General features: G+C 29.4%; 15 protein-coding genes and 1 pseudogene. 14 read left to right on the top strand and 2 right to left on the bottom strand.

Going from position 1 to position 16694, the window contains the following annotated elements; genetic code table 11:
• Nucleotides 1-645 precede the first annotated feature (645 nt).
• The 3 genes and pseudogenes from rlmH (at nucleotide 646) to ACSULM_RS11950 (ending at nucleotide 2586) form a co-directional block, all read left to right on the top strand.
• A complete protein-coding gene (rlmH, locus tag ACSULM_RS11960; RefSeq protein WP_436863005.1) occupies nucleotides 646-1125 on the top strand; it encodes a 23S rRNA (pseudouridine(1915)-N(3))-methyltransferase RlmH in 480 nt (159 codons plus the stop codon).
• 300 nt (nucleotides 1126-1425) lie between these two features.
• Nucleotides 1426-1647, top strand: a complete 222-nt coding sequence (locus ACSULM_RS11955) for a hypothetical protein (protein WP_436863003.1) — start codon at nucleotides 1426-1428, stop codon at nucleotides 1645-1647.
• 228 nt (nucleotides 1648-1875) lie between these two features.
• Nucleotides 1876-2586, top strand: a pseudogene (locus ACSULM_RS11950) (LEM-3-like GIY-YIG domain-containing protein).
• Between the two features lie 311 nt (nucleotides 2587-2897).
• Here the strand turns inward: ACSULM_RS11950 and ACSULM_RS11945 are convergent.
• Nucleotides 2898-4466, bottom strand: a complete 1569-nt coding sequence (locus ACSULM_RS11945) for a hypothetical protein (protein WP_436863002.1) — start codon at nucleotides 4464-4466, stop codon at nucleotides 2898-2900.
• A gap of 148 nt (nucleotides 4467-4614) precedes the next feature.
• Between ACSULM_RS11945 and ACSULM_RS11940 the strand changes: the two genes are divergently transcribed.
• The 10 genes from ACSULM_RS11940 (at nucleotide 4615) to ACSULM_RS11895 (ending at nucleotide 12567) form a co-directional block, all read left to right on the top strand.
• The gene (locus ACSULM_RS11940; protein WP_436862999.1) at nucleotides 4615-4977 is read left to right on the top strand and encodes a hypothetical protein; all 363 of its coding nucleotides are present in this window, start codon (nucleotides 4615-4617) and stop codon (nucleotides 4975-4977) included.
• A gap of 284 nt (nucleotides 4978-5261) precedes the next feature.
• Nucleotides 5262-5513, top strand: coding sequence for a hypothetical protein (locus tag ACSULM_RS11935; protein WP_436862998.1), 252 nt, complete (start codon nucleotides 5262-5264; stop codon nucleotides 5511-5513).
• A 43-nt stretch (nucleotides 5514-5556) separates the two neighbouring features.
• Nucleotides 5557-7227 (top strand): cassette chromosome replicative helicase, encoded by a 1671-nt coding sequence (gene cch1, locus ACSULM_RS11930; protein WP_436862997.1) that lies wholly within the window; start codon nucleotides 5557-5559, stop codon nucleotides 7225-7227.
• A 273-nt stretch (nucleotides 7228-7500) separates the two neighbouring features.
• Nucleotides 7501-9156 (top strand): cassette chromosome recombinase CcrC, encoded by a 1656-nt coding sequence (gene ccrC / locus ACSULM_RS11925; RefSeq protein ID WP_436862996.1) that lies wholly within the window; start codon nucleotides 7501-7503, stop codon nucleotides 9154-9156.
• 125 nt (nucleotides 9157-9281) lie between these two features.
• Nucleotides 9282-9632 carry an SAUGI family uracil-DNA glycosylase inhibitor gene (locus ACSULM_RS11920; RefSeq protein ID WP_436862995.1) on the top strand — a complete coding sequence of 117 codons (351 nt, stop codon included), beginning with the start codon at nucleotides 9282-9284 and terminating at the stop codon, nucleotides 9630-9632.
• Between the two features lie 84 nt (nucleotides 9633-9716).
• On the top strand, nucleotides 9717-10025 hold the full coding sequence (locus ACSULM_RS11915; RefSeq protein WP_436862993.1) for a DUF960 family protein: 309 nt from the start codon (nucleotides 9717-9719) through the stop codon (nucleotides 10023-10025).
• A gap of 19 nt (nucleotides 10026-10044) precedes the next feature.
• Nucleotides 10045-10557 (top strand): DUF1643 domain-containing protein, encoded by a 513-nt coding sequence (locus tag ACSULM_RS11910; protein WP_436862991.1) that lies wholly within the window; start codon nucleotides 10045-10047, stop codon nucleotides 10555-10557.
• A 194-nt stretch (nucleotides 10558-10751) separates the two neighbouring features.
• Nucleotides 10752-11633: a helix-turn-helix transcriptional regulator gene (locus ACSULM_RS11905; RefSeq protein WP_436862990.1), complete on the top strand. Its 882-nt coding sequence runs from the start codon at nucleotides 10752-10754 to the stop codon at nucleotides 11631-11633.
• Between the two features lie 57 nt (nucleotides 11634-11690).
• Entirely contained in the window at nucleotides 11691-12167 is a 477-nt protein-coding gene (locus ACSULM_RS11900; protein WP_436862987.1) for a hypothetical protein, read from the top strand.
• Nucleotides 12168-12201: 34 nt separating this feature from the next.
• Nucleotides 12202-12567: a DUF4870 domain-containing protein gene (locus ACSULM_RS11895; RefSeq protein WP_436862985.1), complete on the top strand. Its 366-nt coding sequence runs from the start codon at nucleotides 12202-12204 to the stop codon at nucleotides 12565-12567.
• A 208-nt stretch (nucleotides 12568-12775) separates the two neighbouring features.
• Here ACSULM_RS11895 and ACSULM_RS11890 read toward each other — a convergent pair whose 3' ends face one another.
• Nucleotides 12776-14053 (bottom strand): hypothetical protein, encoded by a 1278-nt coding sequence (locus ACSULM_RS11890; RefSeq protein ID WP_436862984.1) that lies wholly within the window; start codon nucleotides 14051-14053, stop codon nucleotides 12776-12778.
• A 303-nt stretch (nucleotides 14054-14356) separates the two neighbouring features.
• On the opposite strand from ACSULM_RS11890, the gene ACSULM_RS11885 reads away from it, so the two are divergent.
• Nucleotides 14357-16694, top strand: a 2338-nt coding sequence (locus ACSULM_RS11885; protein WP_436862982.1) for an Ig-like domain-containing protein, incomplete at its 3' end; no start/stop codon positions are given.

Genomic DNA, 16694 nt, shown 5'->3' with positions numbered 1-16694 from the left:
TTATTAACATCTTACAATAGAGTGCCGTTTATGGGCATTTTTTTTATGAAATTTTAAGAGTGTTGCACTTAATATTACAATCCGTCATATATTAAAAGTAATTAGTGTGAGTAGAATTGACTGGACAAGCTTTGCGATTATTTTAATGAAGTAACATGACATACAATATTTGATATTCAGACTTAGCCTATATCTCAAAACGAGATATAGGTTTTTTAATTTTTGATATAGAGATTAGAGTCAACACACACCTGGTCATACTGCCTTATGTCTTAGAAATATACGAATATACAGTATTCGAATAAACATGAGCAGTCGTTAACATCACTCATTGTAAGGCATAAGTCAATTTTGTATGAAGAAATGATTAATTTTGTGAATAAGTATGTAAGACGACCGGCAACTTATCCACTGATTTATTCATAGTTATCCAGAGATGTGCACAATTCACAGAGAAATACCCACATTATACACAGAGTTATCCACAAAAGCACAAGTTATTTCTTCTTTTTTGTTGATAAAACGTAAATATTATTAAATAGTCGTATACATTACTGTTATAATAAGAGGGAATAGTGTGAACAAGTGTATAACCTGTGGATAAGTCTAATAACTAAGATTTTTTATACTTTTTGGAGGATAGATATGAAGATTACGATACTTACAGTAGGTAAATTAAAAGAAAAATACTGGAAACAAGCAATTGCAGAATATGAAAAAAGATTAGGTGCATATGCAAAAATGGAAATCATCGAAGTTCCCGACGAAAAAGCACCCGAAAATATGAGTGATAAAGAAGTTGAACAAGTTAAAGAAAAAGAAGGACAACGGTTATTAGCAAAAGTGAAATCACAGTCCACAGTAATTACGTTAGAAATTAAGGGTAATATGCTCACGTCAGAAGGCTTGGCGAAAGAAATAGAAAGCCGCATGACCCGTGGCCAAAGCGACTTCACATTTATTATTGGTGGGTCTAATGGATTGCATCAAACAGTACTAGATCGCAGCGACTATGCACTATCATTCAGCAAGATGACTTTCCCACACCAAATGATGCGCGTCATATTGATTGAGCAAGTTTATCGTGCGTTTAAGATTATGCGAGGGGAAGCTTATCACAAATAAAACTAAAAATTAGGTTGTGTATAATTTAAAAAGTTAATTAGATTTGGTGGAATTATATATATGAAATATTGGATTATACCTTGCAATATCATACGATGTTTATAGCGCATTTATTAAATCACTTTCAATTATTGATGATCTAGAATATATAATAAACGGTACAAATTATATTGATTATGGAACTACAATTAATTAAAGAAATTGATGATGAAATTTTAAGTTTAAACTAATGGAATCAAGAAAGAATGAAAGGAAATATACAATGCCCATGATTAATAAAAAGGAAGTTTGTTAGATTTTGTGTTAGAAACAGTGGATGTTTTTGTAAATGGAAGTAAAAATGATTCCGAATTAGTAAATTTTAATTATAAAGAAGGAAAAGTAGTTTCACGTTATAGTACAAAATTTGAAATAAATCCTAAATTAAGAAAAGAGCAATTGATATCGACGGTAAAAGTTGTAAGGTATGTGGTTTTTGATTTTAAGAAAAATTTTATGGGGGTACAGGGAAAGTTTTATTGAAGTTTATCATATTAAGGCAATGTTTACTATAAGAAAGTTGAAATAAACTCAGAAACAGACTTGATTCCCGTTTGTTCAAATTGGCACAAAATGATACATAGGCACACCTATATATTGAAGATTTAAGTCAAACGATAAATAATATTTTTCACGTTTAAACAAAAATTTTTTTGGAGTTATATTAATTAGTATAAAAATGAATATGTTCACAAAGAAGGAGAGATTTTATTGAAACACATTAATCAATTTTCTGAATCGACACTAGCACAACTAGAAAAAGATCATCAACACGTATTTTATGTATACTGTTTGATGGACCCAAGAAATGGTGAATGCTTTTATGTTGGTAAAGGTAAGGGGAATAGAATATTTAAACATAAACAAGATGCGCAGAAACAATTATTGTACGAAGATATATTTATAGAAGAAAATAAAGATAACTTGAAATTTAATAGAATTAACGAAATTTGTAGCAATGACTTGAATGTTTTAGGATATATAGTAAGTTATGGATTAACCTAATCCGAAGCATTTTCTGCAGAAAATGTTCTTATAAACTTTCTTAATTTAACAAATAAAACGACATTAACAAATATGATTAACGGTCATGGATCTAAGGTATACTTAAATGAAAGTAAACGTGATAGAAATAACTTGAAGTCGCGCACATTAGGTAATTGGATAATAGGAAAAGATAAAATACATAAAATAAAATATATTATTGGTATCAATACAGGTGCTAATAATGCAGTTGTCTCAGCTTATGAAGTATCATTTGAACAAGCGGAAAGTATAGAAACAAATAATGGTAGAATGAGATATGCGTTTGTTGGGCTTTCAGAACGTGATGCTACTCTGAAAAAATTGAATTTATACAAAAAATCACTACCAGATTTAATATTTGGCAGTGGTAGCGCAACAGCTTATATAAAAAATTAGATATCAGTTAAGGAGTTAGATCATTATGCCATCAGATGATATTGTAAAAAAATTATACGCAAAAGAGGATATTTGATTAGAGTTAGATTTAACTACACAATGTTTTACACCCCAGAATTTTTTATTTCATATTCTCTTCCCATTGTTTCGCTATACTAAAATACGAATACAAAATATCTAAGTTTCAAACCACAAAACCACATAAGTTATTAATTAATAAGTATAGAGTATTCTATCATCAAAAGAAATTTCATTATATAAGTATTATTTATAACTCTTAAGAGGTTTCGTGGTTTACATGAAGTTGATTATTAAAGTTTCTTAATTGTTTTTGTAATTAGAGTACAAACTAGCTTCTCATCTACTTTATTAGTTAGATTATCTAAAAATAAGTTAAACGAAGTCATAGAATTAAGTAGTCTATCACTATCATTAAAATCTTTGTCTAGCTCTTTAGCATTTAATACGTCTAAGTAGTGATCATCTGATACAAAGTTCAATGATGCTATATCACTTTCCATCTGTTGGACAAAATGATTGTTTTGTTCTATCCAATTATTAATTAAAACGATTATATTGTTAATTAAATCATTATAATTTATAAAACTATTATGATTAGATGTATTGAAAATGATATGAGTTAGTCTATCCGTAATATCAAATGTACTTTGAACTGCATTGTAATGTTTATTTGTGTTTAAGGGGGTGAAGGTTAAACTAAAAATATTCTCAATTAACCATACTACTTCGCTTTGTTTTTTAATTTCAATTTCTCTCTCAATTTTCGTCCATATGAAATCAGTTAAGTCCTCAGCAAATGCAATGTTTTTCTCTATAATAAAGTTGCTTATTAGTGTAGGTATATTTATTAAATCTTTCTTAAGTGTGTTAAAGCTTCCAGATTTGTGGGGTGAAAACTTTTCTAAATCCATCATTTTTAAGTATGGATTTTTGTAAAAAGTAGCTATAGCTGAAATAATTACGAATTCGTGAAAATTAAATGTTCTAGGAGTGAATTTATTATAAATCGTTCCTTTTCCCATAGATTCTTGATTAGAAGAATGAATATTATCAGCTGCAAAATTTTTAACATCAGCTAATTGGAATTGCACTTCATCACCTATGATTTCATGAAACTTTTTATCAATATAATACATAATGTTATTTAAAGCGAAAATAGATTCAGGTTTGTATTTCGGTGGATTTATATCTTCTACATTTGAATCTATTAAACTAATAGGATCGGGTAATTGAGGTTCCGTTATCTTTTGTATATCTCCTTTAATAACCTCTTCAATAATTTCTTTAATATCATCTGAATTTTTTTCTACATCTTTAACTGTTTGATCTGAAAAGTCAAAATATGCAGGATTAATAACATCTCCCATAACTCTATGGACTATATCAATTTTATGGATTCGTCTTTTCTTATTCTCAATATCTTTCATTGAATGTTTATCCATATAATTATATTCAAACATCATTCTAGGCAACGATACTATTTTATTGTCAAAAAATTTATATTTGAAAAAATCCAGTGTAGATCTCTCAAAATTATTCCAAAGATTCAATTTAGTTTCCTTATTTAAATCGGCTTCTAAAGCATCATAAAGTGAATCTAAAACACGTCGGATTAATAATTTATAAGCAACCTTTGAACTACTACTTTTAATTATTGATTCTATATCTTCGTCGTAAATATATATTACAGTCCCATTGAAAGTATACTCACTAAAACTCTCTCCCTTATTTAATTGCTTTATAGAAATATTTAAAGTCTTGTCAATATCCAGTGTCTCTAATGATGCTCTAAAGTAATCTAAGACATACCCTAGAAATATATATTTATTATCGTCCACTTGTGTGATTTTAAAATCCATATCATTTTCTCCTTAATTAGTCAAATTTTTAGCTCATTGAAATTATGATTTCCATTTTATAAATTGGACACCCCATATCTCTATTAGCAGTATATTTTAGCTAACTTAAGTTTTTACTTAAGTAAAATTCTAAGGAGGTTTTCTTATTATGAAAACATATATAAGCAAAGAGATATATAAGCAAGGGGAGACAATTCACCATTTTGAAATCGAAACTATAAATGGTAATCATAATCAGTTTAAGTATACTACAGAATTTACAATAACGAGTAAATGTAAACATTTAATGACTCTTTTGATCGGACAGGCAATGATGTTGCCCAATGAAACTGAATTTTCTATAGATGACTTATTAGATATGGTTGGCGATGACATTTATGGGGATATATATGATGATGAAATTTATGCGATAAATACTCTGCTTGAAAGATATTTTGAGGAATATTGCACATTGATTAAATTACGCGAAGGGGAAGCTGAAAATATAATAGTAAAGGTTTTTAAAAGATAATTAATACATCTAGATACGTAATGGTATGTAAATAAAAACTGATAATTGATATATGAATTTATGCTGATATAAAGCAACATGTAATTGATATTTTGTATCAATTACATTTAATAGGAGTATAGAATTTCAAGATGAAGAATCTTTTCATTTAGAGATTGTGATATTGAATTAAATATAAATTAGTCGATAAGTTGTTTCATCTCTAGCTTTCTGAATATAAAAAGCCTTTTATATAAATTGATTAGATGATGAAATTTCTTTCGACTTAAAAGAGGTAAGCTAAAATGAGCCGAGAGATATTTTTACAATGTAAACAAGAAGCACTAAGTAAAAGAGCGAATGAAAAATTCACTCTTAAAAACTTATTGATAGACATAGGTATTGAGTCACCAACTTCATATTTAATAGAGAATGTGGAAAGTCGTTTTCGAAATTATGTGATGCTGAATGGATCATCACATTTTGAATTGATTTTTAATAACAAACAACGAATATTTGTAAGACTAACAGATATTTACGATTTTGATGATATTTAATTAGCAGTTATAGATAAACTTTTTGATGGGGGTAAAATGTAAAATGAAATTTGAAAATGATGAGTATTTAATTGATTCAAAAGGTTGTTTTAAGAAGATTAAAGTAAGCAATGATGGAGATTTTGAGAAGCTAGTTAAGCTAGCTTCTCCAATCTTTATAGTTGCTAAATATAAAGATCCTGTTTATAAAAAAGAACAAATTATCATACAGGATATAGAGGGTGATGAATATATTTTAGATTCAAGTATATTAAGTTCACGTAATTTGTTTAAATTAATAGAAATGGGATTCACTATTAATGAAAATAGAATTAAAGAATTGAGCAATGCATTGCAAGAGTACAGGAATATTACAGTGAAAAGTAGTTTTTATAAAGGTGTTGGCGTTATACCTACAAGTAAGGGAACGATTATTGTGTTAGATGATATTCACTTTAGTCCTGCAATGAGTGAAGAGGATATGAATCAAGTCATTTGTGATAATAAATATGATTTAACGCCTAAAGGTGAATTAAAGGAATGGTTAAGAATGTTCGAAGAAGAAGTGAAGGGCAATGTTATTTTGGAATTAGTAACTACCTTTGGAGTAAGTGCTTTAGTTATAAGGTATTTATATTTTTTAAATGAAATTGAATTCACAGGTACAATTTACTCTATAACAGGACAATCATCATGTGGAAAGACAACCGGAGCTATGTTAGCAGGATCAGTAGCAGGAAACCCTAATAAGGGTGATAAAACCCTATTTTGTAGTTGGAACTCAACCAAAATAGGGTTAGAAAATAATGTAAGCTCCAATTTTGGTGTACCAATTATATTTGATGAATTATCTACTTCTACAATGGATAGTTTAACAAGCTTGTTATATTCCATAAGTGAAGGACAAGGTAAGGAACGCGCTGATAAAAATGGTAATCCAAGAGAAAAGCTGAATTGGGGAACATCAATAATTTCAACGGGAGAGTATAGTATTTTTAATAATTCAGCAAAAAACGATGGTTTAAGAGTACGTGTTATTGAAATCAATGATGCAATAACAACATCATCATCGAATGCGGATAATATAAAAAAAGTGGTGAGAAAAAACTATGGTCATGTTTCACCAATAATAGCTGAGTATTTATTAAATAATGAAGAGCAATTAGTCTCTATTTACGAAAAACATAAAAAGTGGTTTGAATTAGCATTAGCAAATGAAAAGAGTAAAACCGGCATAAGAATGATAAGTAGGTATGCTGTTATTTTAACCTCGGCAACAATTTTTGAACTTGCATTAGATGTAAAGATGGATATAGAAGGAATGCAAAACTACCTCTTAAATTATCATGAGGAAACAATATCAGAACGCTCTTTAACAGAAAAAGCAATGGAAACTATCATTCAATATATAGCTGTGAATCTAGGGAAATTTAGCCAAGGTGGACCTTTATCTAATATGATTGTAAACAATGGAACGATAGTAGCTCAAAATGATTATATTGAAGTGAGGATTATACGTTCTGTTTTTGAACGTATATTACAGGATAATGGATTTGAAGATGTCAAAAATGTAATTAAATCATTAGATAACGACAATAAGTTAGTTACAGATAAAGATAGAAAAACAAATCAAAGAAAGGTAAAAAATCATAATGGTGAAATGGAATCAATTGTCTATTATCACATAAAAATTGATAAACAATTTGCTGAAACGTTGAATTTGAAGTTTGGATGACATTTTACAGAAAATCGAACACTGAAAGGAGAGATTTAATTTGAATAATGAACAAATTGAAGCGATTGTAGAAATTATGACACCTATCCTCGAAGAACGGATTATTAAAGAGAAGTAAGAGATATAAGCACTATAGGCAAGAGCCTATAGTGCACATATTTTGAAGTGGTAAAAGTGACAAAAACTAAGGCAAATATAAATATATATTATCAATGTGATGTTATGAAGACCTAAGGTCTATAGAGTAACATAATAAAAAAGGAGACATAAACTATGAATAAGAAAATTGCATTGTACTCTAGAGTAAGTACATCAGAACAATCTGAGCGAGGTTATTCGATTCATGAACAAGAACAAGTATTGATTAAAGAAGTACTTAAACATTTCCCAGGTTATGAATATCAAACATACACGGACTCTGGTATCTCTGGTAAAAATATTCAAGACCGTCCAGCAATGAAGCAATTATTAGACGATGTAAAAGCGAATAAAATTGAAAGGGTGCTAAGTTGGAAACTTAATCGTATTTCACGTTCAATGCGTGATGTATTTAATATTATTCATGATTTTAAAGAACATGGTGTTGGCTATAAATCGATATCTGAGAATATAGATACATCAGAATACTCAGGTGAGATATTAGTGACTATGTTTGGCTTAATTGGTTCTATAGAAAGACAAACACTGATATCAAATGTGAAAATGTCAATGAATGCTAAAGCGAGGCAAGGAGAGGCCATTACAGGACGAGTTTTAGGTTATAAGTTAGCTCTTAATCCACTGACACAGAAGAATGACTTGGTTATAGATGAGCATGAAGCTAATATTGTCAAAGAAGTCTTCGATTTATATTTAAACCATGATAAAGGACTTAAGGCCATTACAACAATACTAAACCAAAAAGGATATCGTACCATTAATCATAAACCATTCTCAGTATTTGGGGTCAAATACATTCTAAACAATCCTGTTTATAAAGGATTTGTAAGATTTAATAATTATCAAAATTGGTCCGCTAAAAGACGAAGTGGTAAAAGTGGAGAAAACGACGTGATTTTGGTGAAAGGTAAACATGAAGCAATTATAAGTGAAGAAATGTTTGATCAGGTACATGAAAAATTAGTATCTAAAAGCTTTAAACCAGGACGCCCTATTGGTGGAGACTTTTATCTTCGCGGACTTATTACATGTCCAGAATGTGGTAATAATATGGTTTGTCGACGATCTTATTACAATACGAAAAAATCAAAAGAACGTACAATTAAGCGTTATTACATTTGTTCTTTATTTAACCGCTCAGGAAGTGCTGCTTGTCATAGCAACTCTATAAAAGCTGAGGTGGTCGAGGCAGTTATTCATAAGCACCTTAATATCATCTTATCTCAGCCTGAAGTTGTGGGAAAGATTTGTGAAGATGTTATTGAGAATATTAAGCATAAGCAAATGGACCCTATTGAAGTAGTAGACTATATAGACACCTTAAAGAGACAAAAGCAAAAAATCAAAACACAACAAGCAAGACTCTTAGAATTATTTTTGGACGATCAAATGGATAGTACATTACTTAGTGAAAAACAAAAAGAACTCAATGTACAGCTTAAAACAATAGAAGAAAAGATAAAAACAGCTAATAACCAAAAAGTTAATCAACCTGTAGCGATGAACTACAAAGTTTTAAAAGCACGCCTTATTATCATGATGAATAGATTTAGTGCCTCTCTTAAGAAAGCTGATCCAGAAGCTAAAAATCAGTTAATGAAAATATTGATTGATTCCATAGAAATAACAAAAGATAAGCAAGTAAAGCTGATAAGGTACAAAATAGATGAATCACTTATCCCTCAATCTTTGAAAAAAGATTGGGGGACTTTTTTTATGCCTCAATTTCATTTTATGATTGATGATAAAAATAAATGTTCTGTATCCTAATTTACCACTTTTGCCACTTAATTCAGATTGATGAGGATGTAGCGATTATAACGAAAAATTAAATATATATTATATCCATGAATATGTATAAATGTATTCAAACAATAATAAAGGAGGTCATGACTATGACACTAGAAAAACAGCTCAAGAACTATATCACACATTTATTTGGTTTACCCAAAAATGAAAAATGGGAATGTGAAGCCATTGATGAAGTGGCAGATAATATCCTTCCTGATCAATATGTAAGACTTGGCCCACTTACCAACAAATTGCTTCATACGTATACTTATTACTCTGATACACTTCATGAAAGGCATATATACCCCTTTATCCTCTACTACCAAAAACAACTCATTGCGATTGGTTATATTGATGAAACAAACGATATGGACTTCTTATACCTTCATAATACAGTTATGCCACTACTAGACCAAAGACACTTACTTGAAAAGGAGAAGCACAATAATGAATAAATGGATTTATATCGCAGAAATCAGTATCACTGTTATTACCGAAGTGATATCAATGATGAAAGCTATAGAAAAGGAGCGATCATAATGGACCGTTATATTACGAGAGGTATTGCCTCTAACTTACCAGAAGCGTTACAACAACAATTATGGAAAATTGTCTCATATAGAGAGGATGAACAATCTAAAGAGGAAGTCGCAGATTATTTTCATATCTTCCAATTTAATATGTATGATGACCAACTTTACATCAAGCATAAACAAGAACGTCCTGATTATGTCAAAATTCATAAAACATATTATAAACAATCTCTCAATATCAATAAAGTCTACGTTATCCGTGAAGATGATGTAGGCTTTTCCTATTATGTCATGTTATTACCTGAAGAATATTAAATAAAGGAGTTAGATAAAAATGAAATCAATCAAAAGTGTATTAGAAACAGAAGCGATATTTAGTGAGGATAAAATGCATCGCTATCTTCTCAAGAAAACTTGGGATATTGATAAAGAAGTACTCACAATTATAACGATGTATCCTCATTATGATGGTGTTATCAACGTTGACCTTACAACACAACTTATTATCAATAAAGTAGCTGAAAAAGATGAATACGGTGGCGTTAATTTTATAAACCTGTTTTCAAATATTGATACACCCATTAATTTAAAACATATCGAAAACAGCCATGACAAGCATACGGATATTCATATTATGAAAGCTGTCAAGGAAGCTGATAGTATTTTGTTGGCTTGGGGTTCCTACGGAAAGAAACCCCTTGTGGAAAATAGAGTGAATGATGTATTAGACATGTTAAAATCTCACAAAAAGAAAATCAATATATTAACTAATCCTCAAACCAATGAAATCATGCATCCATTAAATCCTTATGCACGAAAAGCTTGGACAATAAAACCATTTGGTTAAACAATGAAGACAATTTTCTCTGATATAGACAAATAATGTCACTCGCACAAAACCTATTATGAAAAGTTATTGAAACGATACCTTTTATTCGTATTTTTAGCTCTCAATTTACAAAATAAATTATTTAACAAGTGACTTATAATGACTAACTCATTTTGTATGATATGGGTAAGGAAAGGTGGTGAAATTAATACGTGGATCGATCACATAGATTACTCACTATATATACGCGGTTGTTACAAAATAAGTTTGTTAATAAATATGAATTAACTAAAGAATTTAATACGAGTCCTCGAACTATTCAAAGGGACATTGATCAAATTCGAAATTACTTATATGAAACAGACGATTGGTATGGTCATAAGAAAAACGTTATTTATAACCATAAAAATGAAAGTTATGCTTTAGAACACACACAGGCTATAAATAACCACCCTTTTTTCTATATCTTGGTTGTCTTATTAACTATAAACAACAAAATAGACAACATGTTATATCAATATTTAAAACATTTGATTACAACATTTCACTCAGATAACAAATCACAATTACTAAGTATCATTGATAAACAGCAACAAGAACTTGATGGATTACAATATAATAATTTAAGCGAAATTGGAAAAGCTTTATTTTTTAAGAAAAGAATCCACTTAAAAAAATTAGATATCGTTGTTTCTCCTATCACTTTGAAATATGAAATGGACAATTTTCATCTGCTTTATCAATATGAAGAACAACGCTATAAAATAAATATTAATCAAGAATTATTTGAAATGAACAATAAAGCAGTTGAGTCTATTAATCAATTAGATCATTTAGAAAGCATAACAGTAGAAATTGACAAGTCTGTTTGGGCATATATAGGCAAAAAGTACCAAATAGCTTTAATAGAAAAATACGCGAAAGACAAGCTTATCGTACAAATGGATATTTCATTTGATGAAGCATTGAATTTAAGTTTTATATATCGTTCCAAAATACGTATTATTTCACCAGACAATCTAAAAAATTTAATTATTACAGAGTTGTTGAAGTTAAATGAAACATATTTGAGGCAAACAATTGATCATTACTAAATTTAGCTTCTCAAATTGTAATCATTAAAAATCAATATGTATATAAGGAGATACAAGATGAAAATTCAAAGTAAAGAAGAATTATATCAAGCTAAAAAGGTTGCCATGAAGATTGTAAAACAACGATCAACAGCGAGTGGCGCGGTGGCAGCTGTTCCAGTACCTGGTGTAGATGTAGCAGCTGATATTGGGATTATGCTTGAAGTGATTGGGAAAATCAATAAAAAGTTCGGGCTTGCTTCTGAAGAAATCGATGAACTTGATGGTGATGAAAAACAAAAAATTGCAGTATTAATTACTTCGGTCGGCAGTGACTTTGCGGGAAAAGTCATAACCAAAGAACTTATAACAAAAGCACTTAAAAAAGTAGGCGTCAAAGTAACTACAAAGCAAGTCGCTAAATATATTCCTTTTGCGGGTGCAGTCATAGCAGGCACAATTAGTTATGGCACGATGTATACACTTGGAAAACGTCATGTAGAAGACTGTTTTGAAATATGTGAACGTATCTTAAAAGAACAAAACAAATGGTAATCATTCTAAAATACAAAGATAAGGTGGAAAATAGATGAACTTACAAAACAACTCAGCTAATCCGTTAGCATTTCAAAATGTATCACAAGAAGATAAAAATATGGCTATAATTATGTGGATCCTTAGTTTCTTCACAAGTTTTATTGGACCATTATTAATTTGGTTAATGAAAAAAGATGAGTCAGCATATCTTAATCAGCAAGGAAAAAATTGTCTGAATTTCATTATATCCTACGGAATATATGTTGTGATATCTACAATTCTAACAGCAATCGTAATTGGTGCTTTATTCCTTTTTGTGATAGGAATTGCGACAGTCATATACATTATCCTAGGTGTAATCGCGTCAAATAAAGGTGAAGATTTTAAAGTACCATTTACTTTTGAATTTTTAAAGTAGAAAATATACTGTTAATAAAAAGAGCATCTTCCAAGTATAGTGGAAGATACTCTTTTATTTTTTTCTCGTTTATATTATCTAATTAAAAAAATAAGTAGTATAAAATGGGATATACTGAATCATAGGCGCAGGCTATGTTATTAATAAAGACAAAAACAAGAAAAATTAATTATATTAGAGTTAAATAACTCCTCTATCAAAAAAGAAGTTAATTATTTACACTTAATCTAGTATTAATCATGTATAGAAAACTTTTTCTAATTTCTAAATATATTTCTTCTAAACCAAAACATTTTAATACAGTTTTATCAAATTCAACTCTTTTTGGATCAATAATACTGCTTCTAATATCTTTAGGTATATTATCACCTAAATTTTTAAATGAATTTATGATAAGATTAATTTGATGATTAGAAAGTAAATCTGGATTAAGCACATAAGATTTTTCTATATTATTTTTCTGTAAATCCAAAGCTCCTAACCCTCTTCCAAAACCTGAAGCCTCAATAAAGAATAGTCCTAAAATCGAATTAAGTAGCGCCAACATAAGATCCTTTGAATACTTATCACTTGAAATTATATTTAACCCTATTAACCTTTGATTTATAAAAGAAGGTTTATCTAGTTTAGACCAAAAAATTCTTTGTCCTGGATTAATACTAGCTATAAATTCTGCAAGCGATTTATCTGGTTTCATTTCATACCATTTAAGATTACTCTTTGCCAAAACTTCTCTTAATGGTTTTCCAGTTTTATTTACACTCGATTCAAACTTATTTATCCAGTTTAGAGCCCCTTGATGATTTAAAACTTTAAGTTCGTCTTTTGTTTTTGAGCAACAAAAAGCTGTTCCATCGTGTTTGGCGTAAAAACTTTTAATATTTCTTGCTGATTTTAAAACTGGTTCAAGATATTCCTCTTCAATATCATTGTCCTTAGGTAAATAAAAGAGTGGGTCCCAGCCTCTACGCATACCTCTTATAACTTTAAATAAATTATTCAATGGTAAAATTCTTTTTTCTACTTTATGTATCCAAGATATATCAAAAAACAATGAATTTAATGAAATGTTTTTTGATAAAAGTGATTCTATTTCATACATTGAATAAGAAGATTTATTATAGTAATCACTCGATTCATCCAACAAGTAATCTCTAGAAATAATATCTATTTCATCATTTGTTAAATCATTAATATTGTCTTTAATCATAATGAACTGTATGATTCTCTCGTTTTTTTCATTTGTATGTTTTTTATTTAGAATTAAAATAGAACTCATAACATTTGCATTAAAAAACCATTTACCCTTACCAGATATAGTAATGGATTCAATATCATAATAAAATGAAATTGCTTTGAATAATTCTCTTCCAGAATCAGTAGCTAACCAAGAATTAGAGAGTATTAAACCTATTCTACCAGAATCATCTAATAACGAATGGAGGTAGATGATTATATAATAGTAATAATCTGATTTTTCACTCAATTGAATTTTGCCTTCACTGTCATCATTTATTTTTAATCTAATACTACTGAACTACTGTCACTTTTTAGCACTATCATTGATAGGGGGGCCCAATGAACTAAAATAATTTTAGGTAAATAACATGAAGATAGCCAAATTAATAATCCTAAATAATACTCTAAATTTTAAAAATGTTGTTATTATAAATTCATTAAAAAATAGTTGTATCTTTTTACTTAAAGTGTATAATTAGATGTGCCATTTAAAAATAAAATTATTTAATTGAGGGTAGTGTACAAAAATATTTAGAAAAAGGTGATGTTTATGGGAAAACATACTGAGAAACAAAGATTTTCAATTAGGAAATATACATTTGGAGCAGGTTCGGTTTTAATTGGTTTGAGCTTATCTTTTGTGGTTGATTCCGCTAAAGTAGAAGCAGCTGAAGCTATAGCTAATATTCCATCAAGTATTGGACATATGACAGATAGTGAAAAAAATAATGATAAAGCTGAAGTGGATGAAACCAATTCAAATAGTGACTTAAATGTGCAAGAGACTGCCAGTAACCAATCACAAAATTTAGACGGTCGTGTCGAGGAAACTCAAGAAGCAGCACGTGAAACGACAAATGGAAAAATAGCAGTTGAGAAACAAGAGAAGCGTTCAGAAGAAACAAATTCAGAGCAAGATGTTGAAAGTACAGGAAATGGACGAGATAAAAAACAGAATATTAACACAAAAGAGAATTATCAAGAAGTTTCAGCGAAACAAGAAGAAACTAATTCTTCAGATAGGAAAATAAATAAAAATAATAATAAAGAGATAGAAGAAAACGCGAAATCCGAAGTCCAGAATGAAGATGATGTAAACGAAAACACGAAGTCTGAGAAACAGGACGAAGATGAAGTAAAAGAAAACGCGAAGTCTGAGAAACAGGACGAAGATGAAGTAAAAGAAAACGCGAAGTCTGAGAAACAGAATGAAGACGAAGTGCAAAAAAATGCGAAGTTTGACGAACAAGATGAACTAAAAGAAAAAACTGGAACAAATTCAGAAAAAAATACTGTTGAAAATAATGAACAATCTGAAGAATCTAATGTAATAAATAATAAAATTACCGCTGATAAAATAATTGAACAAGTGACTACTGCAAATAATTCGGCACCTGAAAATAATGCACAAATTACTGCTAAAGAAACAGACAGCGGTTCATTAATTAGTTCTGATAATAAAAGCGGTAAAGTCATTTCTTTAGAAGATTTAAAAAATAAATCAGATGATAAAAATGTAGTCGAAAATAAGTTGAAAACAGCTAATTTAAAAATTAGAAGTCTAGCTGCGACAAATGCACAAGTAACTTCTATGAAGAATGAAGCAGCAGATACAACTGTTATTACTGGTAAAAATGTAAATGATTTAATCAAGACATCTAATGTTAAATATACAAATGGTTCTTGGACAAAGGGTAAGCCATATTCAATCAGTTTTGATTTAGATGTTCCAAATGAAGTGAAGCGAAACGATTATTTTGAAGTGAAAATGCCTAAAGAACTTAAACCAACATCAGCTGACAGGGACAATGGTATCCTTTTAGGTGAAAATGAAAATAATATTTATGCAAAAGGTACATATAATGCAGAGGCAAATTCTTTTATATTTAAATTTACTGATAACGCAGAAAAGTATAAAGATAGAAAAGTAAATGTCTCACTTATGCAAATTATTAATTTTAAAACTACGCTTAAGTCTGGAAATTATAATCTCGAACTTAAAGTTGGGAATCAAATATTTGAAAATACTAAAACTATTGCTTTTAGTAGTGATGCTTCAACGTCAAATGTATTTCAAGAAACTGAAGTAAAAGAAAAAAAAGAAGGTTATCATCCATATAATACAACATATACGATAAACGCTAAAAACTACTCTATAAATAATGCTAATATTAAATTGACGCCGTATGTAGATAATAGTAAATCTCCAAACGCTATAAGTCAGTTTAATAAGAACGATACTAATATTACTATTTATAAAGTAAATGATGCTACAACTTTAAATGAGAGTGGTAGTGCTGAATACGTTGATAAAACAGATGTAACTTCACAATATACTCCTGTATATAACACCGACGGAACAATATCAATTAGCCTAAAAAATATAACCTCACCATATATAATTGTTGTTGACAGCAAAACCTCCAAACCTTTTGTAGCAGGAACATTTATTGAAAGTAAAATTAATTTGTCTGGGTCTAATTTAAGTAGTATTTCTAATACTAATAAAATAGGTAAAGCTGCCCCTTCTACAAGTAACTCTTCAGGTGTCATTGTATCTGATACAACGTCCCCAACGGTGGAAATAATTCCAGACCAAGAAAAAGAAGTGAAAACGCCGATTGAAACAATTACTATAAATGCAAAAGATGATAGTGATAAACCTGTGAGAAACGATGTATATGGGTTGCCTGACGGAGTAATATTCGATTCAGAGACAAATACAATTAGTGGAACTCCAACAGAAGTAGGAGATTATAAAGTTACAATCATTACTTCAGATAGCACTTATAATGAAACAGAAACAACATTCACGATTACAGTAACGGATAAAACAGCACCAACGGTGGAAGCAATTCCAGACCAAGAAAAAGAAGTAAATACACCAA

The organism is Staphylococcus caeli, from assembly GCF_051413795.1.
Taxonomy (GTDB): domain Bacteria; phylum Bacillota; class Bacilli; order Staphylococcales; family Staphylococcaceae; genus Staphylococcus; species Staphylococcus caeli_A.
The sequence above is the reverse complement of the archived record's forward strand: the minus strand, read 5'-3'. Positions and strand labels throughout refer to the sequence as shown.

Coding starts and splice junctions, on each gene's coding strand:
- rlmH (WP_436863005.1), top strand. CDS start 646: ATGAAGATTACGATACTTACAGTAGGTAAATTAAAAGAAAAATACTGG.
- ACSULM_RS11945 (WP_436863002.1), bottom strand. CDS start 4,466: ATGGATTTTAAAATCACACAAGTGGACGATAATAAATATATATTTCTA.
- ACSULM_RS11940 (WP_436862999.1), top strand. CDS start 4,615: ATGAAAACATATATAAGCAAAGAGATATATAAGCAAGGGGAGACAATT.
- ACSULM_RS11935 (WP_436862998.1), top strand. CDS start 5,262: ATGAGCCGAGAGATATTTTTACAATGTAAACAAGAAGCACTAAGTAAA.
- cch1 (WP_436862997.1), top strand. CDS start 5,557: ATGAAATTTGAAAATGATGAGTATTTAATTGATTCAAAAGGTTGTTTT.
- ccrC (WP_436862996.1), top strand. CDS start 7,501: ATGAATAAGAAAATTGCATTGTACTCTAGAGTAAGTACATCAGAACAA.
- ACSULM_RS11920 (WP_436862995.1), top strand. CDS start 9,282: ATGACACTAGAAAAACAGCTCAAGAACTATATCACACATTTATTTGGT.
- ACSULM_RS11915 (WP_436862993.1), top strand. CDS start 9,717: ATGGACCGTTATATTACGAGAGGTATTGCCTCTAACTTACCAGAAGCG.
- ACSULM_RS11910 (WP_436862991.1), top strand. CDS start 10,045: ATGAAATCAATCAAAAGTGTATTAGAAACAGAAGCGATATTTAGTGAG.
- ACSULM_RS11900 (WP_436862987.1), top strand. CDS start 11,691: ATGAAAATTCAAAGTAAAGAAGAATTATATCAAGCTAAAAAGGTTGCC.
- ACSULM_RS11895 (WP_436862985.1), top strand. CDS start 12,202: ATGAACTTACAAAACAACTCAGCTAATCCGTTAGCATTTCAAAATGTA.